28 protein-coding genes and 1 other RNA gene are annotated in these 26,594 nt (G+C 65.3%); 9 read left to right on the top strand and 20 right to left on the bottom strand.

All coding sequences use genetic code 11. The features are described from left to right. Positions 1–118: 118 nt before the first annotated feature. The 7 genes from CKO27_RS02460 to hslV form a co-directional block, all read right to left on the bottom strand. Positions 119–1,561 carry a putative nucleotidyltransferase substrate binding domain-containing protein gene (locus CKO27_RS02460; RefSeq protein ID WP_200373292.1) on the bottom strand — a complete coding sequence of 481 codons (1,443 nt, stop codon included), beginning with the start codon at positions 1,559–1,561 and terminating at the stop codon, positions 119–121. A gap of 81 nt (positions 1,562–1,642) precedes the next feature. Then, positions 1,643–3,286, bottom strand: coding sequence for a ubiquinone biosynthesis regulatory protein kinase UbiB (ubiB, locus tag CKO27_RS02455; protein ID WP_200373291.1), 1,644 nt, complete (start codon positions 3,284–3,286; stop codon positions 1,643–1,645). Continuing rightward, positions 3,283–3,924, bottom strand: a complete 642-nt coding sequence (locus CKO27_RS02450) for an SCP2 sterol-binding domain-containing protein (protein ID WP_200373290.1) — start codon at positions 3,922–3,924, stop codon at positions 3,283–3,285. Before CKO27_RS02450 ends, ubiB begins: the two co-directional genes overlap by 4 nt. Beyond that, the gene (ubiE, locus tag CKO27_RS02445; protein WP_200373289.1) at positions 3,921–4,670 is read right to left on the bottom strand and encodes a bifunctional demethylmenaquinone methyltransferase/2-methoxy-6-polyprenyl-1,4-benzoquinol methylase UbiE; all 750 of its coding nucleotides are present in this window, start codon (positions 4,668–4,670) and stop codon (positions 3,921–3,923) included. Before ubiE ends, CKO27_RS02450 begins: the two co-directional genes overlap by 4 nt. 126 nt (positions 4,671–4,796) lie before the next feature. Further along, complete coding sequence (locus tag CKO27_RS02440) at positions 4,797–5,159, bottom strand: gamma-butyrobetaine hydroxylase family protein (protein ID WP_200373288.1); 363 nt, start codon at positions 5,157–5,159, stop codon at positions 4,797–4,799. 358 nt (positions 5,160–5,517) lie between these two features. Continuing rightward, entirely contained in the window at positions 5,518–6,849 is a 1,332-nt protein-coding gene (hslU, locus tag CKO27_RS02435; RefSeq protein WP_200373287.1) for an ATP-dependent protease ATPase subunit HslU, read from the bottom strand. 195 nt (positions 6,850–7,044) lie between these two features. After that, positions 7,045–7,599: an ATP-dependent protease subunit HslV gene (gene hslV, locus CKO27_RS02430; RefSeq protein WP_200373286.1), complete on the bottom strand. Its 555-nt coding sequence runs from the start codon at positions 7,597–7,599 to the stop codon at positions 7,045–7,047. Positions 7,600–7,907: 308 nt separating this feature from the next. On the opposite strand from hslV, the gene CKO27_RS02425 reads away from it, so the two are divergent. After that, positions 7,908–8,702 (top strand): hypothetical protein, encoded by a 795-nt coding sequence (locus CKO27_RS02425; protein WP_200373285.1) that lies wholly within the window; start codon positions 7,908–7,910, stop codon positions 8,700–8,702. A 57-nt stretch (positions 8,703–8,759) separates the two neighbouring features. Here CKO27_RS02425 and yihA read toward each other — a convergent pair whose 3' ends face one another. The 9 genes from yihA to CKO27_RS02380 form a co-directional block, all read right to left on the bottom strand. After that, positions 8,760–9,425, bottom strand: a complete 666-nt coding sequence (gene yihA / locus CKO27_RS02420) for a ribosome biogenesis GTP-binding protein YihA/YsxC (protein WP_200373284.1) — start codon at positions 9,423–9,425, stop codon at positions 8,760–8,762. 1 nt (position 9,426) lies between these two features. Then, complete coding sequence (moaC, locus tag CKO27_RS02415; protein ID WP_420825811.1) at positions 9,427–9,918, bottom strand: cyclic pyranopterin monophosphate synthase MoaC; 492 nt, start codon at positions 9,916–9,918, stop codon at positions 9,427–9,429. Next, complete coding sequence (ppa, locus tag CKO27_RS02410) at positions 9,918–10,466, bottom strand: inorganic diphosphatase (protein ID WP_200373283.1); 549 nt, start codon at positions 10,464–10,466, stop codon at positions 9,918–9,920. Before ppa ends, moaC begins: the two co-directional genes overlap by 1 nt. Positions 10,467–10,708: 242 nt before the next feature. After that, on the bottom strand, positions 10,709–11,962 hold the full coding sequence (locus tag CKO27_RS02405; protein ID WP_200373282.1) for a diphosphate--fructose-6-phosphate 1-phosphotransferase: 1,254 nt from the start codon (positions 11,960–11,962) through the stop codon (positions 10,709–10,711). 97 nt (positions 11,963–12,059) lie between these two features. Continuing rightward, entirely contained in the window at positions 12,060–12,416 is a 357-nt protein-coding gene (locus CKO27_RS02400) for a hypothetical protein (RefSeq protein ID WP_200373281.1), read from the bottom strand. Positions 12,417–12,553: 137 nt separating this feature from the next. Then, positions 12,554–13,771 (bottom strand): UbiH/UbiF/VisC/COQ6 family ubiquinone biosynthesis hydroxylase, encoded by a 1,218-nt coding sequence (locus CKO27_RS02395; protein WP_200373280.1) that lies wholly within the window; start codon positions 13,769–13,771, stop codon positions 12,554–12,556. Beyond that, the gene (gene ubiH, locus CKO27_RS02390) at positions 13,761–14,996 is read right to left on the bottom strand and encodes a 2-octaprenyl-6-methoxyphenyl hydroxylase (RefSeq protein ID WP_200373279.1); all 1,236 of its coding nucleotides are present in this window, start codon (positions 14,994–14,996) and stop codon (positions 13,761–13,763) included. Before ubiH ends, CKO27_RS02395 begins: the two co-directional genes overlap by 11 nt. 60 nt (positions 14,997–15,056) lie before the next feature. Next, entirely contained in the window at positions 15,057–16,361 is a 1,305-nt protein-coding gene (gene pepP / locus CKO27_RS02385; RefSeq protein ID WP_200373278.1) for a Xaa-Pro aminopeptidase, read from the bottom strand. Next, a complete protein-coding gene (locus CKO27_RS02380; RefSeq protein WP_200373277.1) occupies positions 16,358–16,933 on the bottom strand; it encodes a UPF0149 family protein in 576 nt (191 codons plus the stop codon). Before CKO27_RS02380 ends, pepP begins: the two co-directional genes overlap by 4 nt. A gap of 103 nt (positions 16,934–17,036) precedes the next feature. Here CKO27_RS02380 and CKO27_RS24375 point away from each other — a divergent pair, with 103 nt between their 5' ends. The 5 genes from CKO27_RS24375 to rpiA all read left to right on the top strand — a co-directional run bounded on the left by CKO27_RS24375 (position 17,037) and on the right by rpiA (position 19,165). After that, positions 17,037–17,246: a TIGR02449 family protein gene (locus tag CKO27_RS24375; protein ID WP_242470686.1), complete on the top strand. Its 210-nt coding sequence runs from the start codon at positions 17,037–17,039 to the stop codon at positions 17,244–17,246. Then, a complete protein-coding gene (locus CKO27_RS02370) occupies positions 17,243–17,617 on the top strand; it encodes a cell division protein ZapA (RefSeq protein WP_200373275.1) in 375 nt (124 codons plus the stop codon). The genes CKO27_RS24375 and CKO27_RS02370 overlap by 4 nt, the downstream gene beginning before the upstream one ends. 15 nt (positions 17,618–17,632) lie before the next feature. Further along, positions 17,633–17,818, top strand: a non-coding RNA gene (gene ssrS / locus CKO27_RS02365) — 6S RNA. 14 nt (positions 17,819–17,832) lie between these two features. Next, on the top strand, positions 17,833–18,468 hold the full coding sequence (locus CKO27_RS02360) for a 5-formyltetrahydrofolate cyclo-ligase (RefSeq protein ID WP_200373274.1): 636 nt from the start codon (positions 17,833–17,835) through the stop codon (positions 18,466–18,468). A gap of 37 nt (positions 18,469–18,505) precedes the next feature. Further along, a complete protein-coding gene (gene rpiA / locus CKO27_RS02355) occupies positions 18,506–19,165 on the top strand; it encodes a ribose-5-phosphate isomerase RpiA (protein WP_200373273.1) in 660 nt (219 codons plus the stop codon). A 108-nt stretch (positions 19,166–19,273) separates the two neighbouring features. Here the strand turns inward: rpiA and CKO27_RS02350 are convergent, their stop codons facing one another. Beyond that, entirely contained in the window at positions 19,274–20,482 is a 1,209-nt protein-coding gene (locus CKO27_RS02350) for a porin (protein ID WP_200373272.1), read from the bottom strand. An 823-nt stretch (positions 20,483–21,305) separates the two neighbouring features. On the opposite strand from CKO27_RS02350, the gene CKO27_RS02345 reads away from it, so the two are divergent. From CKO27_RS02345 to CKO27_RS02335, 3 genes are all read left to right on the top strand, one after another. Further along, complete coding sequence (locus tag CKO27_RS02345; RefSeq protein WP_200373271.1) at positions 21,306–22,244, top strand: YkgJ family cysteine cluster protein; 939 nt, start codon at positions 21,306–21,308, stop codon at positions 22,242–22,244. After that, positions 22,235–22,858 carry a D-sedoheptulose-7-phosphate isomerase gene (locus CKO27_RS02340; protein WP_420825810.1) on the top strand — a complete coding sequence of 208 codons (624 nt, stop codon included), beginning with the start codon at positions 22,235–22,237 and terminating at the stop codon, positions 22,856–22,858. Before CKO27_RS02345 ends, CKO27_RS02340 begins: the two co-directional genes overlap by 10 nt. A gap of 154 nt (positions 22,859–23,012) precedes the next feature. Continuing rightward, the gene (locus CKO27_RS02335) at positions 23,013–23,816 is read left to right on the top strand and encodes an endonuclease/exonuclease/phosphatase family protein (protein ID WP_200373270.1); all 804 of its coding nucleotides are present in this window, start codon (positions 23,013–23,015) and stop codon (positions 23,814–23,816) included. Between the two features lie 24 nt (positions 23,817–23,840). Here the strand turns inward: CKO27_RS02335 and ftsX are convergent, their stop codons facing one another. The 3 genes from ftsX to ftsY form a co-directional block, all read right to left on the bottom strand. After that, positions 23,841–24,806, bottom strand: a complete 966-nt coding sequence (ftsX, locus tag CKO27_RS02330; RefSeq protein ID WP_200373269.1) for a permease-like cell division protein FtsX — start codon at positions 24,804–24,806, stop codon at positions 23,841–23,843. A gap of 3 nt (positions 24,807–24,809) precedes the next feature. Next, a complete protein-coding gene (gene ftsE / locus CKO27_RS02325; protein ID WP_200373268.1) occupies positions 24,810–25,478 on the bottom strand; it encodes a cell division ATP-binding protein FtsE in 669 nt (222 codons plus the stop codon). Between the two features lie 12 nt (positions 25,479–25,490). Continuing rightward, a partial coding sequence (gene ftsY, locus CKO27_RS02320; RefSeq protein ID WP_242470685.1) for a signal recognition particle-docking protein FtsY occupies positions 25,491–26,594 on the bottom strand: 1,104 nt, incomplete at its 5' end.

The raw sequence follows: 26,594 nt of genomic DNA, 5'->3' as shown, positions 1-26,594 counted from the left end.
TCCAGAAAAGCGTTTTCTAGTCGCGTTGGATTGTGGGTAGCGCCACGCGCCGATCCTCTCGATTGGGTTACCACCCGATGGCTACGCCCTTGGATGGGTCGGGCGCCTGGGATCCCGGTTAGCGACTGACCTGGTGGAGATGGAATCGGCCGCGCAGGAATCCCTGGAAGTTCTTGACCTCTTCCAGGGCGAGCCGCAGGCGCCCTTCCTCGATGCGGTTCAGGCGGTCCAGCGGCAGGTAATTGCTGGGGGAGACTCCCTGGTCGAGCGAGAGTAGCTGGGCGCGCAGCCGCAGTCTGACGAGGAAGTCGAAGGCGGCGATCAGGTTGGCGGTCTGCCCCGGTTCCAGGATGCCGGCCTTCTGGAGTCCCAGGAGGCGGTCGCGGGTTCGGCCATCCTGGATGCCGGCCTGGAGCGCCATGGCCTTGATGCCCTCGGTGATGGCGAAGATACCGGCCTTCTTGATTTCGATACAGCCGCGGTTTGGACCGCTTCGCTCCGGTTTGAGCTGGCCGAATAAACCGAGCGGGGGCTTGAAACCCACCGCGTTGGCGGCGCTATGGACGAGGAAGAGGCTATTGCCCCGAAGCCTGTTGATGATATGGGTCTTCAGCTCCTGTTCGAATCGCTCGTCGCCATGGAGCGTGCGCAGGTCGAAGAACATGCTTCCCGAGAGAATGTTCGCGGGTGTCGGCGTTTGCAGCCATTTGTCGAGTACCTTCTTCCAGGCTCCGAGGCCGCGCCGCCAGTCCTCGTTCTTGGCCATGATGCCGCCGGTGCAGGCGGGTACGCCGATGCCGATGAGGCTGTCGATGAGGTCGACGCTGAAGGCGCGCAGTTGATCGAGTTCGTCGGCCGAGAGATCGTCCGCGTGGACGATCGCGTTGTCCTGGTCGGTGGCGAGCGTCTGCTCCCGGCGCCCTTCGCTGCCCAGCACCAGGAAGGCGAAGCGGTCGGTCAGGTCGGGGTAGCGCGCCGCGCGGATCAGCTCGATCAGACGGATCAGGAGACGGTCGTTCAGCAGCGCCACGGTCTGGACCAGATCCGTGGTCGCGACCCCGGTTCCGGTCAGATGGACCACCAGCCGCTCCATCTTGTCGCGCAGCGTCTTGAGATCCTCCGGGCTCTCGGCCTCCTCGATCTCCTTCATGAGTTGCTGGGGCGAGCGGCTTTGCAGACGCAGGGCATCGGAGTCGGTGAGGATGCCGCGCAGCGTGCCCTCGGCGTCGACCACGCAGAGTCGGTGGATCCGCCGCCGCCCCATGAGGTAGAGGGCCTCGAAGAGATAGTCGTCCTCGCGGATCGTCACCAGCGGGCTGTTCATGATGTCGCGCGCCTGGTGTTCGCGTGGGTTCAGCCCCTCGGCCACGACCTTGTTGCGCAGATCGCGATCCGTGACCATCCCGACGGGCTTTCCGTCGGCGTGGATCACGACGCTTGAGATGTTGTGGGCGCGCATCGTCGCGGCGATCTCGACCAGAGGAGCCTCTTGTTCGCAGGTGACGACATCGCGATGGCAAAGCTGGCTGACGGGGGTGAAGAAGATGTTCTCGACGGACATGCGTGCCTGGCTGCCTGCTGGATGAGTGGCTTGCGCCGATTTCCGGTCGATGGTCGCGGTCCGGTTTCGCGGGCTCGGTCGTCAGGACTGCCGCGCGGCGGAGACGAAGAGCCAGATTCCCGAGAGATAGCTGCCCGCGACCAGGGTGACGCCCGCGCTTTCGGGCAGCCAGTGACCAGGGCCAAGCAGGAGCACCAGCGTGCCGCAGACGAGGACCGTGGCGCCTCCGACGATCTTGATGGAGGTGCTGGCCGAGACTGGGCGCGCGCCGGGCGTCGAGGCGTGAGCCGGGTCCGTGGTCCGCAGGCGCTTGTCGTAGGCCATCAGCATGCGATAGGCGATCAGCGGCAGTTCCGGCGCCTGGTCGGCGACCGAGTAGATGTTGCGCTTGGTGCGGTCGAACAGGCCCTTCAAGCCCACCTGATCCCTCATCCAGCGCTCCATGTAGGGCTTGGCGGTGGTCCAGAGATCGAGCTCGGGATAGAGCTGGCGACCCAGTCCCTCGATGTTGAGCAGGGTCTTCTCCAGCAGCACCAGTTGGGGCTGGATCTCCATGTCGAAGCGCCGCGCGGTCTGGAAGAGGCGCACCAGGAAGTGCCCGAAGGAGATCTCGGCCAGCGGCTTCTCGAAGATCGGCTCGCTGACGGTGCGGATGGCGGACTCGAACTCATCGACCCGGGTGCCGGGCGGAACCCAGCCGGATTCCACATGCAGCTCGGCGACCCGGCGGTAGTCGCGCTCGAAGAAGGCGAGCAGATTCTCGGCCAGATAGCGCTGGTCCTCGGTCGTCAGGGTGCCGACGATGCCGAAATCGATCGAGATATAGCGCCCGGACGGCTCGACGAAGATGTTGCCGGGGTGCATGTCGGCGTGGAAAAAGTTGTCGCGGAACACCTGGGTGAAGAAGATCTCCACCCCGCGCTCGCCGAGTTGCTTCATGCTGACGCCTTGCGCCTTGAGTTTGCCGACATCGCTCACCGGCGTGCCGTAGATACGCTCCATCACCATGACATTGGAGCGCGTCCAGTCCCAGAAGACCTCCGGGATGTAGAGCATCTCGCTGTTGATCCAGTTGCGCCGGATCTGCGAGGCGTTGGCGGCCTCGCGCTGGAGATCGAGTTCGTCGTAGATGGTCTTTTCGTACTCGCGGACCACGGCGATCGGGCGCAGGCGCTTGCCGTCCTTCCAGTAGCGCTCGGCGAGATGGGCGACCGTGTACATCAGCCCCAGATCCTGGCCGATGGTGCGCTCGATGCCGGGGCGCAGCACCTTGACCACGACCTCGGTGCCGTCCTTGAGACGTCCGGTGTGGACCTGGGCGATGGAGGCGGAGGCTAGGGGGATGGGATCGAAATGGTCCAGCACATCGTCGACCGAGCAGCCCCAGGCCTTCTCGATGAGGGCGCGCGCCTCGGCGCCGTCGAACGGCGGGACGCGGTCCTGGAGCTTGGCTAGTTCGACCGCCAGATCGTCCGGCAGCAGGTCGCGGCGGGTGGAGAGAATCTGGCCGAACTTGACGAAAATGGGTCCCAGATCCTCCAGAACCAGCCGCACCCGCACCGGGTAGGCCGGCAGATCGCGCCGGACCCAGTGCCAGGGCAGCAGATACTTGACCCAGCGCAGCGGGCGGAACAGATGGGTCGCGAGGATGACCTCGTCGAGACCGTGGTGGAGAAGAACCCAATTGATACGGAAGAGACGCAGTGCCTGCCGGGGACCGATCATGGCTGGATGCCGGACTCCCTGGCCTGCCTGACGAGTCGCTCGACGCGGGCGGCGACGCGCTCGGCGTCGTCGCGCAGGGTGTCGACCTGGGCGAGAAACGCCTCGACCTCGTAGCGTGTCGGGAGCAAGCGGCGCTCTTCCTGAAGATACTCGGTGAGGTTGGCGGTCATGGACTCGGAGGTCCGCTGGCCCCAGCGCTCGGCCGCGCGAAACCGGTTGCCGACCTGTCTGGCGAAGGGGTCGCCAATGATTCGCGCCAGTTGTTCCTCCCAATCCACATCCAGCCGGGCGAAGGCGGCGCTGAAGGCTTGCGCGAGCGCGGTGTCGCCGGTGATCTCGACCTCGCCCAGGACGAGCTGGGTCTCCTTGCGCTCGGCCATGCCCATGCGCGCCAGTCCCAGCGGGGTGCCGCGGATGAGACAATCGGGCGAGGCGTCATAGTCGCCGAAGAGCTGGAGCCCGCGCTCGGCCGGGATGATGGTGACGCGGGTACCGAAGCCCTTGATCTCCACCGCGATGATGCGTCCCGACAGCGAGCCGAAATCCGCCGCGCCCTCGGGGTCGAGCGCGATGTAGCCATTGATCGCCTGCTCGACGACGGCGAGCAGGGCGTCCGGAATCTGGATGCCCTCGGTCACAGCTTGTACCCCCGGTGGATCGCGACGATGCCGCCCGTGTGGTTGAAGTAGTCGCAGCGCTCGAAGCCGGCGACCTCCATCATGGAGCGCAGGGTCTCCTGATCCGGATGCATGCGGATGGATTCGGCCAGATAGCGGTAGCTTTCGGGGTCGTTGACCACCAGTCGGCCCAGGGTCGGGAGCACCGAGAAGGAGTAGAGGTCGTAGACCTTGCTCAGGGACTTGCTGACCGGATGGGAGAACTCCAGGATCAGTGCGCGTCCGCCCGGCTTGAGCACGCGAAACATCTCGTCGATGGCCGACTGTTTGTCGGTGACGTTGCGCAGCCCGAAACCAATGGTGACGCAGTCGAAGAGGTCGCTGGCGAAGGGGATCTTCTCGGCGTTGACCAGGCTGTAATGCAGGTTGCCGACCCGCCCGCGATCGAGCATGCGTTCGCGGCCCTCGCCGAGCATGGCGGCGTTGATGTCGGTCATGACCACAAGGCCGTCGGGTCCGACGATGCCGGAGAAGCGATAGGCGAGGTCGCCGGTCCCCGAGGCCAGGTCCAGCACCCGCTGCCCCCGGCGCACGCCGGACAGCTCGATGGCGTGACGCTTCCACAGCCGATGGATGCCGAGCGACATGAGATCGTTCATCAGATCGTAGCGCGACGCGACCGAGTCGAAGACGGCGCGCACCCGCGCGGCCTTTTCATCGACCGGCACCTGCTTGTATCCGAAATGGGTGGTCTTCTGGTCGGACATGCTATTTACCGCGTCTCGAATTTGGGTTCACGGGCGCGCGGGTGGCGCCCAACCTGTGGGCCGCTATCTTAACACCATGCTTCCCGGACGGGCCGTCACGACGCGCGCGTCGGGCCGCGTTCGGATTCAGGATGGCCGCGTCTTGCGTGGATGGCCGGCCTTCTCCAGTTCGTCGAGATAGGCCTTCCAGAGCCGTTCCTGCTCGGTGCCGAGGCGATAAAGGTAGTCCCAGGAGTAGATGCCGGTGTTGTGCTCGTCGTCGAAATGCAGACAGACCGCGTAGTTGCCGACCGGCTCGATCTTGTCGATCCCCACGTCCTCCTTGCCGACCTGGAGGACGCCTTGCCCAGGTCCGTGACCCTGGACCTCGGCCGAGGGGGAATAGACGCGCAGATATTCGCAGGGCAGGTTGAAGCTGGAGCCGTCGTCGTAGGACACCGCCAGCACGCGGGATTGGCGATGGAGATTCAGTTCGGTTGGTGTGGGCATAATGAAAACAGCCAGTGGTCAGTGGTCGGAACCCTAGGTACGCCTCGCGCACCCGCCATGCTTGGATCTCGGATCGGCCGCGTTGGGGCGGAACGGCGCTTTTTGGTAGTGTCTCGATTCGTAGGATGACGACAAACGAGCGCACCCGTGGAGCGGCTTACAGCCGCGAAAAACCTCGCGTTGGCGCTCATCGCGGCTAAACGCCGCTCCCACGAAACCCTATCGATTGGGGCGCTACCGCTTTTTTAATGCTCGAAGTGGCGAGGGTGCACGCGGCGTACAGTGGCGAGGGTACGCGAGGCATACCCTATGTATCTTGAGCCTCGGGGCGTACGGGATGGGCATCGCTCTGCCCATCCTACAGGATGTATCTGGACAGATCCTCGTCGGCCGCCAGCCCCGCCACGTTTTGATCCACATAGTTGGCGTTGACGGTCACGGTCACCCGGTCCAGTTCGGAAGCATTGTAGGACACGTCCTCCAGCAGACGCTCCAGGACCGTGTGCAGCCGCCTGGCCCCGATGTTCTCCGTTTTCTCGTTGACCTGAAAGGCGATCTCGGCGATCCGCCGGATGCCGTCCTCGGTGAATTCCAGCCCCACGCCCTCGGTCCCCAGCAGGGCGCGGTACTGATCGGTCAGAGAGGCGTCCGGCTCGGTGAGGATGCGCACGAAGTCCTCGGTGGTCAGCGCCTTGAGTTCCACGCGGATCGGCAGCCGGCCTTGCAGCTCCGGGATCAGGTCCGAGGGCTTGGAGAGATGGAAGGCGCCCGAGGCGATGAAGAGGATGTGGTCGGTGCGCACCGCGCCGTGCTTGGTCGAAACCGTGCTGCCCTCGACCAGCGGCAGCAGGTCGCGCTGCACGCCCTCGCGCGAGACGTCGGCCCCGGTGGAGCCCTCGCCACGCTTGGCGACCTTGTCGATCTCGTCGAGAAAGACGATCCCGTTCTGTTCCACGTTCTCCAGGGCGCGCAGCTTCATGTCCTCGTCGTTCACGCGCTTGGCGGCCTCCTCGTCCTTGAGGAGCTTGCGGGCGTCGCGGATGCGCAGCTTGCGGCGCTTCATCCGGCCCTGCCCGAGATTCTGGAAGAGCCCCTGGAGCTGGTTGGACATCTCCTCCATGCCGGGCGGGGCCATGATTTCCACGCCCAGGGGCGAGGCCGAGACCTGGATCTCGATCTCGCGGTCGTCGAACTGGCCGTCGCGCAGCTTCTCGCGCAGCTTCTCGCGGGTCGCCGTGCTGGTGCTGGAGCGGCTGTCCTCCTCGAAGCCGGAAGGTGGGGGCAGCAGGACATCGAGGATGCGCTCCTCGGCGGCCGCCTCGGCCTGATCGGCCAGCTTGGCCATCTCCTGCTCGCGCGCCATCTTGACGCCGATGTCGGCCAGGTCGCGGATGATGGATTCGACATCGCGCCCGACATAGCCCACCTCGGTGAACTTGGTCGCCTCCACCTTGAGGAAGGGCGCGTTGGCCAGCTTGGCCAGGCGCCGGGCGATCTCGGTCTTGCCCACGCCGGTCGGGCCGATCATCAGGATGTTCTTCGGCGTGATCTCCGAGCGCATCGGCTCGGCGATCTGGGCGCGACGCCAGCGGTTGCGCAGGGCGATGGCCACGGCGCGCTTGGCCTCGTGCTGGCCGACGATATGTTTGTCGAGTTCGGCGGCGATGCGTTGGGGGGTGATTTCAGACATTGGGCCTGTCCGTCGAATGGGCCGTCCGGGACGGGCGGCTCGGGAAACAGTGTCGGGCGGCTATCGGTGGTCGGTCACTGAGTGGACAGTGATCGGGGGACAGTTGCCATATTGAGGCGGGAATCCGAGGTTCCAGACGCGCGACGGGCTGAGTTGACCGTTCCTGCCGTCGGGCCTCCTTATTCCGCCCAGGGTTCATGGGGTGTCCGAAGTCGCCTCCAACTCCTCAAGCACCAGGTTATGGTTCGTGTAAATACAGATGTCGGCCGCGATGTGCAAACCCTTCTCGACGATCTCGCGGGCGCCGAGGTCGGTGTTCTCCATCAGGGCGCGCGCCGCGGCCAGCGCGAAGGAGCCGCCCGAGCCGATCGCCATGAGATCCTGCTCCGGCTCGATCACATCGCCGGTACCCGAGATCATCAGCGAGGTGGTGGCGTCGGCGATGCACAGCAGCGCCTCCAGGCGGCGCAGCATGCGGTCGGTGCGCCAGTCCTTGGCCAGTTCGACCGCCGAGCGGGTCAGGTGACCCTGATGTTTTTCCAGCTTGCCCTCGAAGCGCTCGAACAGGGTGAAGGCATCCGCCGTGGCACCGGCGAATCCGGCCAGCACCTGCCCCTTGTAGAGCCGGCGTACCTTGCGGGCGTTGCCCTTCATGACCGTCGAGCCCAGCGAGACCTGGCCGTCGCCGCCGATCACGACCCGGCCGCCGCGCCGGACCGAGAGGATTGTGGTGCCGCGAAAGTTTTCCATGCTCAGCCTGTGTTACCGATTGGATAAGGCCATTCTATACGATCCTCTCCGGTTGTTCCTCGGATGGGCAAGGTTCGCGTACCGGCATGGCCGCGTCTTGTCGCCTCCTGGGGATGTCCGGACTCGAGGTGAAGAGGGTTGGTCGATGCCTCCCATCCAACGATAAACTGACGCTGGTCATCGAAAAGCCTTCCGCCGTCCCGAAATAGAGAACGCGGCCAGCCTCCTGGCCGGCGGGTCGTGACGGCTCGCGCGATATCCGAGTTCCTACGATCGACCAGATAACGAGACCCAACCCAGGAGTGACCATGTTCGAGATGCCAACCCATGTGACCCTCGCTTCCGCCGCCGTCCTGGCCATGGCCCTGAGCCAGACGCTCGTCCCGATCACCGCCCTCGCCGCCGATTCGGGCGCGCCCGAGGTGCCGTCCGCGCAAACCGCCGCGCCGGCGGAGCCGGTGCCCACCGAGCCGGCGGCGACACCCGCGCCAGTCATGACGGGGCGCGCCAAGGCCGAGGACCGCCGCGCGGCCATGGATGCCGAGCGCGCGAAGCGCTACGTGGAACTGCGCGCCAGTGCCGCCGAGCTTGGAGTCGAACTGCCGGAGACGCCGCCCTGGGAGTCGGCCCGCGCCGCCGGGCCAAGCTTGCCGGAACCGCCCGACTATCCGTCGCGACTGGGCGGGACGCCCGAGGACATGGAGGCCATGCGCCAGCAGCGGGAGTCGATGCGCGCGGCGCGCTGGGAGAGGATGCGCGAAGAGGCCGCCGCGCGGGGCATCGAGATGCCGGATACGCCGCCATGGGAAGAGGCCGGGAAGCGCCGCCAGGAGATGGCCGAGCGTTTCCAGAACTATCGTCGGGCGATCGAGCAAATGACGGATGAACAGCGCGAGGCGGCTCGGGCGCTCTTCGGCGGTCGCCGGGCGATGCCTTGGGAAGGCGCGCCACGGATGCACCACTACGGATATGAGGGCTGGGATCATCCATGCCAGGGCGAGGCCCAGGGGATGCCCTATCCGCCGATGAGACCTCATGTCTACGACGCGCCTGGATACGACCAGGGTCCGCCTCCGCCGCCCGCGGGGTCGAGCGGCCGCTGACTCGGACCTGGAGAGGGTCGCCCGGATTCGATGGATCCGAGCCGCGCGACCTTTGGCTCAGTTGTCGTTTTCGGAGTCGAGGGTCGGGTCGGAGGTTCGGTCCTCGTTCCCTGGTGTCTGACTGTCCGGCACCTGGAGCCAGCGATCCAGGGTGGCCTGGACGACGTCGACGCCGAGACGTTCCGGCGCCGAGAACAGCCGCACCGAGACCTTGTCGGCGTCGGCCGCCACGTCGCGCTCCACGGCCAGTCGGACCGCTTGCGCGGGGCCTCGCTTGAGCTTGTCGGCCTTGGTGAGCAACAGCAGCACTGGCAGATCGCCGCGTCGGCCCCAGGCCAGCATCTGGCGGTCATAGTCCGTCAGGGGGTGACGGATATCCATCAGGATGACCAGACCGGCCAGTGACAGGCGTTTTTCCAGATAGAGCGAGAGTTGGCGATTCCACTCGCGCTTGATGCTCTCGGGCACCTTGGCGTAACCGTAGCCGGGGAGATCAACCAGTCGGCGTTCCTCGTCCAACTCGAAGAAAATGATCTGCTGGGTGCGACCGGGTGTCTTACTGGTCCGCGCCAGGGCCTTCTGGTGACAGATGGCGTTGATGGCGCTCGACTTGCCCGCGTTGGAGCGGCCGGCGAAGGCGACCTCGCGCCCCTCGTCGTCGGGGGCTTGATGGAGCTTGGCGGCGGCGGTGAGGAAATGGGCGCCTTGATAGAAGGGGTTCATATCAGTCCGGGGATCCGTTCGGATCGCGAGTCCAATGGCCGGAACGACCTCCAGCCTTCTCGACGAGTCGAATGTTCGTGAGCGTCATCCCCCTGTCCACGGCCTTGCACATGTCATAGATGGTCAGCAGGGCGACCTGGACGGCGCAGAGCGCCTCCATTTCGACCCCGGTCTGGCCCCTGGTCTCGACGCTCGCCCGACACTGGATCGCGGCGTCCCCGGGGCAGGGCGTCAGCTCGATTTCGACCCGCGTCAGGCTCAATGGGTGGCAGAGCGGGACCAGATCGGCCGTGCGCTTCGCCCCCATGATGCCGGCGACGCGCGCGATGCCGAGCACGTCGCCCTTGGCGTGACCACCCTGCTCGATCAGCGCGAGGGTCGTCGGCTCCATCCGGATGCGACCCTCGGCCACCGCGCGCCGATGGGTCGGGGCCTTGTCGCCCACGTCCACCATGCGGGCCTCGCCGTTTGGTGTGAAGTGGGTCAGCGGCATCAGAAGGCCGGTTTCTCGGGGGCGTCCTCGAACATCTTGACGCTGGCCAGGATCTCCTGACAGGCCTCCTCGCGATCACCCCAACCGCCGACGCGCACCCACTTGCCCTCGTCGAGATCCTTGTAGTGCTCGAAGAAGTGCGCGATCTGGTCGAGCAGGTGCTGCGGCATGTCGCGGAAGCTCTCGACGTTGCGGTAGCCCTTGAAGAGCTTGTCGACCGGCAGCGCCAGGATCTTGGCGTCGTCGCCCGATTCGTCGGTCATCTTGAGCACGCCGACCGGGCGGCACTTGATGACCGAGCCGGGGATCAGCGGGTAGGGCGTCACCACGATCACGTCCACCGGGTCGCCATCGGGCGAGAGCGTGTGAGGGACATAGCCGTAGTTGCAGGGGTAGTGCATGGCCGTGGACATGAAGCGGTCGACGAACATGGCGCCGGTCTCCTTGTCCATCTCGTACTTCACGGGATCGGAGTGGGAGGGAATCTCGATGATGACATTGATGTTGTAGGGGACATTGTCACCCCGTGAAACCTTGGATAAGTCCATGAATGGGCCTCTAGTGATGCAGTCAGCGGGGGTCGCGGTCAGCGCGCGCCAGCGCCGTGGAAAAACCCTGTCGGGCCTGTCGCGACCTTTGATCGTCAATTGTATTCCATCGGGCTCTTGAAAATCTCAATCCTTGGGATTTCGCGGGTTCGGGGCGCGCGGCGTGAGCCGGGCGCCTCCGGCCCTAGCGCCCGACTCCGCCATAGTCGCGCCCCGGCCTCATGCCCTGGCACGGGCCTCGATCACAGCTCGAAGAGATCGAGCTTACGTTCCACCGGGGCGTTCTTCAGGGTCACGTACTTGGGCAAGCCATGCTCGAAGGGTGGGTAGTCCTCGCCCTGGATGAGCGGGATCAGATACTGCTTACAGATCGGCGTGATGCCGAAGCCGTCCTCGGTGATGAAGTCGCGCGGCATGAACTTCTCCACGTTGGCGACCTCGGAGAGCGGTGCCTCGCCGATCTCCCAGGCATAGGGGTCGTTGCTCAGACGCTTGACCGTCGGCATCACGGCATTGTGCCCGGCCAGGGCGAACTCGACCCCGGCCCGACCCAGGGCATAAGCCTGCTCGACGTCGGTCTTGGAGGCCAGATGGCGGGCCGCGCGCTGGAGATAGTCGGCGACCGCCCAATGGAATTTGTAGCCGGTCGCGTCCTTGATCATGTTCGCGACCACCGGCGCGGCGCCGCCCAGTTGAGCATGACCGAAGGCGTCGCGCGTGCCCTGCTCGGCCAGGAAGCGGCCGTCCGGATATTTGGCGCCCTCGGAGACGACGATGGTGCAGAAGTCGAAACGCTCGACCTTCGCCTTGACCGCCGCGAGGAAGCGCTCCTGATCGAATTCGATCTCCGGGAAGAGAATGATGACCGGGATATTGTGATCCTCGATCAGACCGCCGGCGGCGGCGATCCAGCCGGCATGGCGGCCCATGACCTCCAGCACGAAGACCTTGGTCGAGGTCTTGGACATGGAGCGCACGTCGAACGAGGCTTCGAGCGCGGAGGTGGCGATGTACTTGGCGACCGAGCCGAAACCTGGGCAGTTGTCGGTGATCGGCAGATCGTTATCGACCGTCTTGGGGACATGGATCGCCTGCACCGGATAGCCCAGCGCCTCGGACAGTTGCGAGACCTTGTAGCAGGTGTCGGCCGAGTCGCCGCCGCCGTTGTAGAAGAAATAGCCGATGTCGTGGGCCTTGAAGACCTCGATCAGACGCTCGTACTCGCGCCGGTTGGCCTCCAGGCTCTTGAGCTTGTAGCGGCAGGAACCAAAGGCGCCGGAGGGGGTGTAGCGCAGCGCGGCGATCGCCTCGTCGGACTCCTGGCTGGTGTCGATCAGATCCTCGGTGAGCGCGCCGATGATGCCGTTGCGCCCGGCGTAGACATTGGCGATCTGGTCGGTGTGGCGGCGGGCGGTCTCGATGACGCCGCAGGCGGAGGCGTTGATGACGGCGGTGACGCCGCCGGATTGGGCATAGAAGGCGTTCTTGGCTGACACGGTGACTTCCTCGTTTCAGTTGAGGGTTGAGAGTGGAGAATGGTCAGTGAAGGGTGCGCGAGCACGCCATGGCGAATGGTCCACTGGCCACGGATGACTAACGTTGCGGCAGGTCGCCGCGTTCCTCGGCGACGAAGTCGGCCTGGGCCTGCAGCAGGGCGACGGCGCATTCGGCGAGATCGTCGTATTGCTCGACGCCCGTGCCCATCTGCTTGTAGGGCTTGTAGAAAAATTGGCAGCGATAGGCGCGCTCGCCGGCCTTGAAGATGATGAAGTGGCAGCCGTCCTCGGACTGCCAGAAAATCACCGGGCAGCTCGTCAGCTCGCGTTCCGAGGGGTGAAGACGGATCTCGGCGTCGGCGAGCTGGATCTCCAGGTCACGGCCGTAACGCTCGCGGAGCGTGGTTCGCATGATCCATTGCTCGGTCTCGGTGATGTCGGGGATGGTCGCCATGGTTCGCGCGTCTCGATCAGGATGCGGTGTGGTGCCGGGTCCGGGCCTTTCGAAATGGCCGCCAGACTAACCAAAACGGGCGGCGGCTCCAAATCGAAAAAGCCGCTTCGGGGATGCGTGAGTCGATGCGACGTGGCTCAACGCCTGGCCAGGGGTGGCGAATCGGCGCCGAGCCCCAGGGCGTGCTCCATGAAACGCCGCTTGAGTGGCGTCAACTGGTCGGCCACCTTGAGGCCCAGACCGCGCAGGCTGGACAGGGCCGGCTGATCGCTGCCGAAGAGCCGCTTCAGCAGGTCCATGGCGCCGAGCATCATCTGGTTGTCCCCGCGCCGCGCGCGCTCGTAATGCCTGATGGTCCAGAGACCGGCGATGTCGCGTCCGCGCGCCAGGCCCAGATCCAGGGCCGCCGCCAGCTCGGCCGCGTCCAGGAAGCCCAGATTCACGCCCTGGCCGGCCAGCGGGTGGATGGCATGGGCCGCGTCACCGATGAGCGCCAGGCCGGGCCGGACATAGGTCTTGGCATGCTGAAGGCGCAAGGGAATGGAGGCGCGCGGACCATCCAGCGAGAGCCGGCCCAGTCGGGCCTCCGAGGCCTCCGTCAGGGCGACGGAAAAGGCGTCCTCGTCCATCGCCATCAGCTCCGCCGCCCGCGCGTCGTCGGCGGACCAGACGATCGAGCAGCGTCCATCGGCCAGCGGCAGCAGGGCCAGCGGACCGGTCGGGAGGAAGCGCTGCCAGGCGGTCTCCTGGTGCCATTCGGCCGGCCGCGCGTTGGCGACGATGGCGCGCTGATCATAGTCCCAGCCCTCGGTCTCGATCCCGGCCAGGGCACGTACCAGCGAGTCGCGGCCGTCCGCGCCCACCAGGAGCCGGGCCTCGATCGAGCGTCCGTCGGTGAGGATGAGGCGCGCGCCCGACGCCTGCATTTCGATGTCGGTGATCGAGGCCGGGCAGAGAAGATGGATGGCGTCGGCCGATTCCAGGGCCTCCCAGAGTGCGAGCTGGATGGCGCGGTTCTCGACGATATGGCCGAGATCGGCCTCGCCCAGATCCTGGCTGTCGAAATGAATGTGTCCGCCGCCGACCGCGTTCCACACCCGCATTTGACGATAGGGGCTGATCCCCAGCTCGCGGATGCGCTCCCAGACCTCGAGTCGCTCCAGGATGCGCTGACTCGCCCGGCTCAGGGCCAAGACCCGAAGATCGATCTCCCCGGCGGGCCAGGTCCGGAGCGGCTCGCGCGACTCGATGACCGCGATCGAGAGCCCGAGGTCCGCGATGGCCGCCGCGAAGGCGGCGCCGACCATGCCGCCGCCGACCACGACCACATCGAAGGATGACTGGCTATCGGACATGTGCCTGCTCCAATGAAAGTCCCCGCGCCAATCGAGGTAGACGTCCGTCCAGTCCCATGAAGCGTCTGGCGACCAGATGACGTGCCGCCGGGGTCAGGTCGAGCCCGAGCAGACCCAGGTTGCGCGCGACCCGGACCGGCGCCCAGGGAATGACGAAGAGACGCGCCAGCGTATCCGTCAGATGGGCGGTGCCGACCTGGTCGCGCCGGCGCCAGCGCCGGTAGTCGGCCAGCGTCGACGCCGCGCCGGGGTCGTCGCTCCGATTGGCTGCCAGCGTCACCACCTCGGCCAGGGCGGCGACATCGCGCAGCCCCAGGTTGAAGCCCTGTCCGGCCACCGGATGCAGCGTATGGGCGGCATTGCCGATCAGCACCAGACGCTCCCGCACCGAATCGCGTATCAGCGCGAGCTTGAGCGGATAGGCGTGGCGCGGGGCGGCCTCGCGCAGACGACCGAGCCGATAGCCGAAGCGTGTCTGAAGGCGCGCGAGGAAGTCCGCGTCCGAGAGCGCGAGCAGATCGGCGGTTTCTTGCTCGCGGCAGGTCCAGACGACCGAATAGCGCCCGCTGGTCATGGGCAGCATCGCCAGCGGACCCGAGTCCGTGAAGCGCTCGAAGGCCAGACCGGGGCGCGTCCGGTCCGGGGTGACGGTGGTGATGATGGCGTCATGGCCGTAGGCGTGGCCGGTCATCTTCAGATCGAGCTGGTCGCGCACGGCCGAATCGCCACCGTCGGCGGCCACCAGCAGACGGGTTCGGAAGCGCACCCGTTCCTCGTCGAGCTGGACCTCCAGGTCCACCCCGTCGCCCCGGACCTCGTGATGGACGAGACGCGCGGGACAGAAGACCTCGAGATTGGGCGCGTACTGGATCGCCCCGTGAATGGCCTGACCCATGACCCGCGCGGGCACCACGTAACCCAGCGCCTCCACGCCTTCCTCGGCGTGGTGGAGACGGCTGAAACCGCAGTGGCCGCGATCCGAGACCTGGACCTCCAGAATGGGTTCGGCCTCCGGCGCCATGTCCGGCCAGACGCCGATGGCGTCGAAAATCCGCCGGCTGCCGAGCGACAGGGCGATCACGCGCTCGTCGTAGCTCGGCCGCGATCCCGCGCGCGGGGGAGCCGCCTCGATCAGCGCGACTCTCAGCGGCGTCGCGCTCAGGGCGCAGGCCAGGCTGCCGCCCACCAGGCCGGCGCCGATAATCACCAGGTCGTAGTCAGGCATCTCTAGTTCCGGCTTTGTCATGCATTCGCGAGATTGAAACGACCCGCCCGACGGCGGAGGCTAGCCCGCCATCAGGGCCTCGATCGCGTCCGGGTCCTTGGGCGCGGCGGCGGACAGGATCTCGTGGCCTTCCTCCGTGATCAGGACATCGTCCTCGATGCGGATGCCGATGCCCCGGTAGGGCGCGGGGACCGCCTCGGTGTCGGCGAGATAGAGGCCAGGCTCCACGGTCAAGACCATGCCGGGTTCGAGCCGACGCCAGTCGCCGTCGCGCTTGTAGGCGCCGACATCATGGACGTCCATGCCGAGCCAATGGCCGGTGCGGTGCATATAGTAAGGCTTGTGCGCCTCGTCCTTGATCAGGGCGCCGACCTTACCTTCGAGGATCCCGAGCCCGATCAGCCCCTTGGTCAGCACCCGCACCGCCGCCTCATGGGGCTCGTTCCAGCGGCATCCGGGGCGGGCCTTCTTGATGGCGGCCAGCTGCGCCTCGAGGACCAGCTCGTAGACCGCCCGTTGCGGCGGGGTGAAGCGTCCGTTGACCGGGAAGGTGCGGGTAATGTCGGAGGCATAACCCTCCAGTTCGCACCCGGCGTCGATGAGGACGAGATCGCCCTCACGCAGGGTGTCGGCGTTCTCGGTGTAATGCAGCACGCAGGCGTTGGGGCCGCCGCCGACGATGGTCGGGTAGGCCAGGAAGCGCGCGCCCTGGCTGGCGCAGGCATGCTGAAACTCGGCCTCCAGGTCGGCCTCGGACAGGCCCGGACGGCTCGATCGCATCAGACGGCCATGCGCCTGGGCGGAGATTCGCGCCGCGCGGCGCATGATCGCGATCTCGGCCTGGCTCTTGTGCAGGCGCTGCTCGTGCAGGAGGGACTCGATGGTGACGAAGGTGTCGGGGGCGATGGCGCCGCTGCGCGCCTTGGCGCGCACCTGATTGACCCAGCCGATGACCCGCGCGTCCAGGGCGGGATCGGTGCCGATCGGGAAATAGAGCCGCTTGCGTCCCTCGATCAGGGTCGGCATGACCTCGTCCAGCTCGCTCAGCGGGTGGGCCTGATCGGCCCCGAAGCGCGCCGTCGCGCCCTCGATGCCGATGCGCGCGCCGTCCCACTGCTCGCGCTCCTCGTCGCGGGGCCGGCAGAAGAGAACGAAGGCCCCCTCCTTGCGTTTGGGGGCGATCACGGCGAAGGCATCCGGTTCGGGAAAGCCGGTCAGATAGTTGAAGTCGCTGTCCTGGCGGAAGGGATAATGCACGTCGCGATTGCGGACCGCCTCGCGCGCCGCCGGCAGGATGGCGAGGCCATCGGCCCCGATCAGGCTCGCCAGCGACCGGCGTCGGCGTTTGTATTCGGATCGGGTCATGAGGACCGCGCCTCGTCGCGCGCGCTTGCCCGTTCATCGTGGATCAGCATGGCGGCCACTCGGATGAATTCGGTGATTTCGGTCAGGGCCTGCTCGTTTTCCTCGGTTTCATCGAGATCGTCGAGATCCATCCGGGTCATGGCGGCTAGATCGTCCAGAATCTCGCGCCCCTGCTCCGAGAGGTTGCGTTCCGATAAACCAAGAATGCCCAGCGCGAAAAGAAAGCCCCGCACCCAGTCATAGAGCGCCTCGGCGCGCTCGGCGAGCGGGCTCGTATCGCCTGGAATCTGGATCTCGATGCCGAGATCCGGGTTCTGGATCTGGTTTTCAATCGCCGTGCCGAAATCCCCAAGAGCCTTGCGCGACTCAGTCGTGAGCGGGTCGCTCGCGTCGGTCGGGGGCAGGAGTTGGTCGATCCAGGCGTTCACGGGGTCGGGATCCCCGCCGCAGACCAGGCCGCACAGCAGGCCATGCGCTTCGCTCGGCGTGGGGGTCAAGGGGCTGGCCTCTAGGTACTGGCCGATTCGCGAATCCGCGATGTTCGTGGGAACCTCCCGGCCCGAGGGTGGCATTCGGTCTATTCAAGGATTTTGGATCATAGCATGCGCTTTCGCGCGATTGACCGCCCGCGAAGCCCCTTCTATAGTGCACGGAATTTCAACGGAGTCGCGGATTTTGGCCAACTCTGAGCTCGACCAGCTTGAACTTCAGATCGATGCCTTGATACGTCTGAACGAGAGGCTAAGGGACGAGAATGCGTCGCTGCGTGTCCGCCAGGAAACCCTGGTCGCGGAACGCAGCGAATTGATCGAAAAGACCGAACAGGCACGAAGTCGCGTCGAGGCCATGTTGTCCCGGTTGCGCGCAATGGAGGAGAATCTGTGATCGAAGAGCCGTTGCAAGTCAGTATCAGGATCCTGGAAAAGGACTATCGGATCGCCTGCGAATTCCATGAGCAGGACGACCTCAGGGCGTCGGCGAGGCTTCTCGATAGCCGTATGCGCGAGATCCGTCAGAGCGGCCGCGTGATTGGAACGGACCGCATCGCCGTCATGGCGGCGCTCAATATCGCGAACGACCTCATCCAGATGCAGCGCGCCAGGTCCAGCCCCGAAGGCGACTCGAATCGACGCCTGCGTCAGTTGCAGGAGCGAGTGAATTCCGCCTTGGCCGGAGATCCGGTCGAGGTTCCCGCGTCGCCCGAGTCCGATGCGAGGAATCAGCCCCCGCTGGACGCGTCGAGCGAAAGGGTATAGCCTCTTCTTCCAAGACACCCCCTGTAGTGTTCGAAAGCGGCCTGGGTATTTTCTTGAGCCTAATCGCTGCCCGGGGGACATGACAGCACCGCGGTTGAGCATGTCCGCCACCGAGCGGAAAGCCTGAAGCGACGTCGACTGTCCCCACTTGAACCTCTTGGTTCAAGAACAAAGGCCTGCGGCGGCACCAATGGGGGGTGTCCCTTTACCGCCGCATGACATCACTTACCGCGATTAGGCACGCGCTCCGCGCTCGTCGCCGTCTCATTGATCCTCGTGACCAGCGCCACCATGGCGCGATGCTGGCCAAAAGATTGGCCAGGCACCCTGTCTTTTCTCGTGCCAGGCGGATTGCGTTCTACTGGCCGTCGGATGGCGAGATCGATCCTCGTCCCTTGATGGAATTGGCCCGTGCTAGCGGTAAATCCGCTTATCTCCCCGTGATCCACCCCCTGAGACGCCGCAAGAATAAGGGTGTGCTCTGGTTCGCCCGATTCGTCGCGGGTGCTCCGATGCGTCCGAATCGGTTCGGGATCCCCGAGCCGCTCGGGCGCGGACGGCATTTGATCCGTCCCAGGTGGCTCGATCTCATGATCCTGCCGCTCGTTGGCTTCGACGCGGACTGCCGTCGCATCGGCATGGGAGGCGGCTTTTATGATCGCACCCTGGCCTACCTGGGCCGTGGCATGCGCTGGCGTCGACCGCGTCTGTTCGGCGTGGCCCATGAATGTCAGCGACTGGAGCGGATCGAGGTCCGCCCTTGGGACATCCCTCTCGATGCCGTCATCACCGAATCAGGTGTCTACATCAAACCCATGGCGTCGAGGTCCGATCCCTTGGCTTTGATATGATGCGGCGCTGACAACCATGGTGACAGGAGGACAGGCGATGACTCAAGATGACCTGAAGAAGCAGGCCGCCGGGGCGGCGCTCGAATACGTGGATGGTGGCGTGATCGGGGTCGGCACCGGATCGACCGTCAATCATTTCATCGATGCCCTGGCGACAATCAAGGGGCGCATCGAGGGTGCCGTCTCAAGCTCGGAAGCTTCGACCGAGCGCCTGAAACGGCAGGGTATTCCCGTTTTGGATCTGAATGCCGCCGGCGAGTTGTCGCTCTATGTCGACGGCGCCGATGAATCCAATGAACGGCTTCAACTGATCAAGGGTGGTGGTGGCGCCTTGACGCGGGAGAAGATCGTCGCCGCGGCCAGTCACCGGTTCGTCTGTATCGCCGACGAAAGCAAGCTGGTCAAGGTGCTCGGTCGCTTTCCGTTGCCGGTCGAGGTCATTCCCATGGCGCGGAGCCATGTGGCCAGGGCGCTCGTTCGGTTGGGCGGGACGCCCGTCTGGCGCGAGGGCTTCGTGACGGATAACGCCAACCTGATCCTGGATGTGCACCATCTTGAGATCGTGGATCCCGTGGCTCTTGAGCAGTCGATCAACAACATCGCGGGTGTCGTGACCGTTGGGATCTTTGCGCTTCGGCCGGCGGATGTGCTGATCCTGGGTTCGGAGCAGGGACCTAGGGTCGTCCGGGCCGCCTGAGGTAAGAATCCTCCGTTCGTCGCCATGGCTTGGCGGCCTGGGCGCGGACAATAAAAAACGGGATCCCTAGGGATCCCGTTTTTATTTCACGAGCTTCGAGCGCGAGGCTTAGAAGTTGTGAATCATGCCCAACGAGAAGCCGGACCAATCGGACAGCGGGGCGTCATCGTCGACCTGGGTGTAGAGGACGTAAGCCTTGGTGCGCTTGCTCAGGTTGTGATCGAAGGCGATGGCCCAGGTGTAGTAGTCACCCTCGATGGCATCCCGGATCTCGCTGAGGTTACGGCTGTCGTCGAAGCGGCCATCACGATTGCCGCTGCCGTACATGCCCTTGACCATGTTGTTGCCGAACGAATAGCCGGCCTGGATTTGCCACAGCTTCAGCTTTTCCGCTTCCGTGAGCGGGTTGATCTGGCCGGCGGGCAGATTGGACTGCTCTTCGTAGATACCGGTCAGGGTGAAGCCGTTCCAGTCGAGCAGGCCCAGGCCCAGGCGCCACTTGCTGTAGTCGTCCTCGACATAACCCGAGCGCGGGAAGCCGTTCGGGAAGGTTTCGCCGAGCTGGCTGGTCCGCGAGTTCATGAAGAGTTCGCTGCCGAGCACTTCGTACGCCAAGGATCCGTAGAAGGGGCCGTTGCTGTAGATACCGGCGATGGAGTACGCCTCGGCCATGCTGTCGGAGTTGACGTTCTCGGCAGCGATGGCGGTGGAAGCACCACCCGCATGCACGGCGGCCGCGAGTTGGAAGCCGGCCATGCTTGGGCTGACATAGGCGACGGCATTGTCGGCGCGAACGTCGTCGAAGCCAACGGTGCCGTTGTTGTCGGCCATGGTGTCGGCGAAGAGGTCGAGCTTGCCGGTGGAGGTCTTGAACGGGGTGTCGTTACGACCGACGACGAAGGTACCCCAGCCGCCGGCCAGACCGACGAAGCTGTTACGCATGGTGATGCTGTCGTTGCTGCCGGAGGCGGCGTTGCCGGTGGTGCTTTCCTCGGTCATCTTGACGCCGAACTCGACCTGGTAGATGGCCTTCAGACCGTTGCCAAGATCCTCGGAACCCTTGACGCCGATGCGGTTGGCGCGACTCTCGCCGGGGATGGCGGCGCCGCCGTTCAGGCCCCAGCCCTTGTAATCCTCGGGCACGACGCCGACGACCTGGCCAGTGACGGGGTCGATGACCGGCGCGGTGGTGAAGCCCTCGACGTCGGCCCAGTCAATCGACATGTGCAGCTTGCCGTACAGAATAGCTTCGGCCATCGCGGCGGTCGGAGCAACCATTGCGGCGGCGACCGCTAGGGTAAGGAGTTTCTTGTTCATGCTGTTCTCCGCTGTTGTGAATTTGTCAGTTTGACTGCTGAAACCGAACGCAATCATGCTTTGCGCTGTGAACTATAGAGGACGAAATGGCGTTTTGCAACAGATTGGGCGAAAAAAGACACACCGATAGGCTTTGTCGCATTTTTGCTTCATAGGGAGTTCCCTCGTGAGCCAATCCTGGATTTCATCAAGGGAATCCGCGCGCACCAACGCGTCCTCATCCGCAACACCTGAATCCACGCCCAACTTGCCACCGCGCCATCGTTGGTGCCGGCAACGGCCGCGCAAGGATCGGGTAAATACATGGAAACCTGATCGAGATCAATGAATTTAGGCCAATGATCGGCCTCGCCCGCCCTGTCCTGGTCCGCGCGATCGTTCAAGGCGGCCGTCGCGTCGAACCGAAAACTCAGTTTGTTGCATATCGATCACAGTTTGCAAGGGGCATGGCCCTGTCGATGGGGCGATTCAGCCCGCTTGTTGTCGCGAAGTGTCGGCGCTGCCGGAGCGTTCAGGCGAGGGCGTTGGGGTTCGCTCCCGTTCATCCCAAGCTAAGGCTAACGGTCGGTACGCCTCGCTTTTGGTCGCACCCGTTCGCGCGCGGGCAAGCCTGGGCGGATGATTTGTTCTGTTAAACTGAGCGACTCTCTCAAAACCTTTGTGTGCTTGGCGGCTTGCCGGGGTCCGCCGGAATCGCCGCCCGCGTATTCCCCATCCCCCGTGGTTTGGCGCGGGATCGATACGATGGCGGTTCCATATCGTTGCTTCGCATCTAGCCAACCCTGTTCACGGCCGCGCCCGCGAGCGGCATCGAGGTTTCGCCATGACCGACACCAGGCCCGCCATTCCCTTCCGGAGCGCCGTCATGCCCGAGGCGTTGCGGGCGGACAGTCGGATCCAGTTCCGCTGCCACAAGGACATTTCCTGCTTCAATGCCTGCTGCAAACAGACCGATGTCACGCTGGCGCCCTACGATGTCCTCCGGCTCAAGCGCCGGCTCGGGTTGACCTCGACGGAATTCGTGCGTGACTTCACGGTGCCGTTTCAGATGGACGGCGACGGGCTTCCCGGCATCAAGCTCAAGACCGATGAGTCGGGTGCCTGTCTCCAGCTCGCGGGAGACGCCGGCTGCTGTGTCTACGAGGATCGCCCGACCGTCTGTCGCTACTATCCGCTGGCGCTCCTCGCGCTGCGCGAGAAGGATTCCGCCACCGCCGAGGAGCGCTATTCCCTGGTCAAGGAGGATCACTGCAGGGGCTACGAGGAACCGCGCGAGATCGGCGTCGCCGAGTATCGAGCGGAGCAGGATTGCGAGACCTTCGACGCCATGAATCGCGAGTGGTATCAGTTGGTCCTGAAGAAGAAGTCCGCCGGACCCGCCGTCGGTCGTCCGCCCCAGGCGAGCCTGCGACTCTTTTTCATGGCATCCTATGATATCGATACCTTTCGGCGTTTCGTCCTGAGCGAGAATTTCCGCCAGACCTACAGTCTTCCGGATGATTTCCAAGCCGAGGTGGAAACGGACGACGAGGCGCTGCTGTCTTTTTCCTACCGTTTTTTGCGCCAGGTCCTGTTCGGCGAGCACTCGGTTCAGGAAGTCGCCGATGCCTGGGACCAGCGCGTGGTCCAGCGCCAGGAGGTCTGGGCGGCGAGGAAGCAAATGGAGATCGAGCGCCGCCAGGCGGCCGAGGACCGTAAGTATGCCGAGGGTGGCGACGGAGCCCGAGGCGATTTCATGATGCGATGCGGTACATGCCCATGAACCAAGCCTCCGAGCTTGCCGACCGGCTGACACGGCGGCTGAGCGCGACCCTGGAACTGCTCGCGGCCGTTCAGGCCGATACCGAACTGCTCGGGGCGACCCTGAGCGCGGCGACGCGCACCGCCGAGGCGCTCAATCAGGGCGGAACCCTCTTCATCTGCGGCAACGGTGGCAGCGCTGGCGAGGCGACCCATCTGAGCGGCGAGCTGATCGGTCCCTTTCTCGATAAGACCCGTCGACCGCTTCCGGCCATGGTCCTGGGCTTCGATGCCGCCGCCACCTCGGCCGTGGCCAATGACTTCTCGTTCGACGAGATCTTCGCCCGTCAGTTGGCCGCCCTGGCCCGTCCGGGCGACGTGCTCTGGGCGCTGTCGACCAGTGGCCGCTCGCCCAATGTGCGGCGGGCGCTGGAGACCGCCGCCGGGCGCGGCGTCCTGACGGTGCTCCTGACCGGCGCCGCGCATCCGGAGCGGCCCGCGAACGCGGACATCGTCCTGGCGGTTCCCTCGCGCGAGACGCCCCGGATTCAGGAGATCCATCTGGTGCTGGGGCATTTCCTGTGCGAGGTCGTGGAGGCCCTCGCGAGCGCGGCGAGTCCCCGCGAGATGGGATGACTCCGGGCTCGGAGCCGCCATCGCGCGTCGTCGTATCCGGGCGGGGTGGTGGCGAGCGGCGCCCGCCGGATTTCGGCTTGGTCCGGTGTCGGCCCTGTGCTAGGGTCGCTCACACTCTTCGGATGGCCTCTCGAATGCTGATCACGCGGCGATCATGCGAGAACTGAATCTACTGAGCTATAACGTGCAGGCGGGGATCCATTCGCGCCAGTACAGCGACTATCTCACCAATAGCTGGAAACATCTGCTGCCTCACCCGGAGCGCCTGATCAACCTGGCGCGCATCGCTCAACTGCTGCGCCAGTTCGATGTCGTCGGTCTGCAGGAAGTGGATGCCGGAAGTCTGCGCAGTTCCTATGTCGACCAGATCCAGTATCTCGCCCGTCAGGGCGCCTTTCCGTACTGGTATCGGCAGATCAACCGCAACCTGGGGCCCTTCGCTCAGCACAGCAACGGCCTGCTGAGCCGTTTGCGGCCGGCGCGGGTGACCGAGCATCGTCTGCCGGGGCTGCCGGGCCGGGGCGCGGTCGTCGCGGAATTTCCACTCACCGACGGGGCGGTGCTGGCCGTCGCCATCCTGCATCTGGCCCTCGGCTGGCGCGCCCGGCGCCGTCAGCTCGACTATCTGGCGCTGCTCGCCCGCGGGCATCCCTATCTGGTCCTGATGGGGGATTTCAACTGCGGCTGTGATTCCAAGGGTCTGCGCAACATGGTCCGACGCTCGGAAATGCGCGGTCTGGATTGCGAGCTCAAGACCTTTCCGAGCTGGCGTCCGCGACACAATCTCGACCACATCCTGGTCTCGCGACCGCTCAATGTAGTGTCGGCGCGTGTGGTCGACTACGCGCTCTCCGATCATCTGCCGATCAGCATGCGCATCGAGCTGCCGGACGGGGTTCGCTTCCTCGAATCCTGGATGCCTTCGGCGGGCCTGTCCCCACGTTCCAGCCTGGCTTGACGTCCGGCTCCGGCGCCCGCTGATCTAGCCCGGCTCCGCTCCGCGAAGGTGGCGGTTGACGGCCAGCAGGCTCCCGATCAATCCAAGCAGGATGCTGGAGGCCAATAGGAGGCCGGTGGCGGCGAATCCGAGTCCGGAGAGTTGGAATTCGCTTCGGTAAAGACTGGCGAGGCGCGAGACGGGCTGTTGCAGCAACAGGGTCGCCAGGGTCACCAGCAGCCAGGCCGTGAGTCCGCCGAGCAGTCCGTACCAAGCCCCGGTGTAGAGAAAGGGGCGACGGATGAAGGCCGCCGTGGCGCCGACCAGTTCCATGATCTCGATCTCGACGCGGCGGTTGAGGATTTCGAGCCGAATGGTATTGCCGATGATCAGCAGCACGCCGATCCCCAGCAGTACGCCAAGCAGCAGCGAGCCGCTCTGGATCAAGTCCAGGATGGCCTGGAAGCGTTGCAGCCAGAGCGTATCCATGCGCGCGAAGTCCGCCTCGGGCCGCTTCATGAGCTTGCCTTGCAGCGCCTCCAGTTGTTCGGGGCTGGAGTGGGCGGGGCCGGGGTAGATGGTGAGCACCACCGGCAGTGGATTCTTGGTGATCTTATCCAGCGATTCCTCGAAGCCGCCGAGGTCGCGGAATTCCGCCAGGGCCTGCTCGCGCGTGATCAGGTGCACGCGCGTGATTTCGCTCCAGGTCTTGACCTCGTCGGCGACCCGCCCGGCCTCCTGGTCGTCGATCTCGAACTTGAGGAATAGCGAGATCGCCGCGGTTTGATCCCATCCGCCGGCCATGGTCCGCAGATTCTCCGTCATCACGAAGAGCGCCGCCGGCAGGGCGAGCGAGATACCGATCACGGCCATAGTCATGCTGGAAGGCAGCGGCGAGTCCATCAGTCGGCCCAGGGTCGCGACGATGGTCTGGATGTGCTGGCCGAGCCAGATTCCCGGCAGTTCGACCAGTTTTGGTGTGCGCGCCTTGCGCATGGGTGGCCTCGCCATGGATTACCAGGATCCCGTGTCGTTGATCAGTCGCCCGTCGTCCAGGGTCAGGGTGCGGTGACGCATGCTGTTGACCAGGGCGAGGTCATGGGTGGCGATCATCAGCGTGACGCCGACATACTGGAACCGCTCGAACAGTTCGAAGATCTCGCGCGAGAGGTCCGGGTCCAGGTTGCCGGTCGGCTCGTCGGCCAGGAGCACGGGCGGGCGTCCGACCACGGCGCGGGCGATGCCGACGCGCTGCTGCTCGCCACCCGAGAGGGCGACCGGCGTCGCCCGTTCGCGCTTGAGCAGACCCACCTGATCGAGCGCCGCGCGCACCCGGCGTCCGATCTCCTTCTGACCCAGACCCGTGACGACCAGCGGCAGGGCGACGTTGTCGAAGACGCTGCGATCCTGCAACAGGCGATGATCCTGAAAGATCATGCCGACCTGGCGACGATGGTAGGGAATCTGGTTCCGTGGCAGGGTGAGCAGGTTGCGTCCGTTGACCACGACCTGACCGCGCGAGGGGCGCTCCAGCAGTCCGATCAGACGCAGCAGGGTGCTCTTTCCGGCCCCCGAGTGACCGGTCAGGAACACCAGCTCGCCGGTCTGGACCTCGAAATTGATGCCGCCGAGGGCCTCGCCACGCTCTGGATAGCGTTTGAAGACGTGTTGGAACTGAATCACTGGCGGGTGCTCCTAGCCAAGCAGGGCCTCGACGAATTCATCGGGATCGAAGGCGCGCAGATCCTCGATGGACTCACCGACGCCGATGAAGCGGATCGGCACCTTGACCCGCTCGGCGATGGCGAACAGGATGCCGCCCTTGGCGGTGCCGTCCAGCTTGGTGAGCGTGATGCCCGTGAGGCCCACGGCACGGTGGAAGTGCTCGGCCTGATTGAGCGCGTTCTGGCCGGTGGTCGCGTCCACCACCAGCATCACCTCGTGGGGCGCCTCGGGGTCGATCTTTTTCAGCACCCGCGCGACCTTGGCGAGTTCCTCCATCAGATTGGTCTTGGTGTGCAGGCGTCCGGCGGTGTCGGCGATCAGGACGTCGATGCCGCGCGCGGTCGCCGCTTGCAGGGCGTCGAAGATGACCGAGGCCGAATCCGCGCCGGACTGCTGCGCGATGACCGGGATACGGTTGCGCTCGCCCCAGGTCTCCAGTTGTTCCACGGCGGCGGCGCGGAAGGTGTCGCCGGCGGCCAGCATGACGCTGTTGCCCTCGTCCTGGAGGCGTTTGGCCAGTTTGCCGATGGTGGTGGTCTTGCCGGCCCCGTTGATGCCGACCATGAGCACCACTTGGGGGCGGCCGGGCGTCGGTTGCCGGACCGGCCCGTCGGCGGTTCGCAGGATGTCGCGCAGCTCGACCTTGAGGGCCATGCGCAGCGCCTGTGGATCGGCCAGCGATTTGCGCTTCACGCGCTCGGTCAGATCCGAGATGATGCGGGTGCTGGCCTCGATCCCAACGTCGGCGGTGATGAGGAGCGTTTCAAGTTCCTCCATCAGCTCGTCGTCGATGCGCTTGCGCCCCAGGAAGAGATTGCCGAGCCCCCCGCCGAGTTGGGTGCGTGTGCGCGAGAGCCGCTCGCGCAGCCGGCCGAGGACGCCGCGTCCGGGGACGTCGTCCAGGCCGGGTTCCTCCGGCGCGGGTGTCCTGGCGACCGGCCGTTCCTGGGTCTGGATCGGTCCGGGCTTCCCGGTCGCCGGTGGCGCGGACGGCTCGACGAGACCGGCGCGCGTCTCGGCCGTCGGCTCCGGGGCGGCTGGTCGCGGTGCGTCGATTTCCGCCGGGGGCGCGGG

Origin of the sequence: Thiocystis violacea (assembly GCF_016583575.1) — a bacterium.
Taxonomy (GTDB): Bacteria; Pseudomonadota; Gammaproteobacteria; order Chromatiales; family Chromatiaceae; genus Thiocystis; species Thiocystis violacea.
Note: the sequence above shows the minus strand (reverse complement) of the source record. Positions and strands in the feature narration are given on the sequence as shown.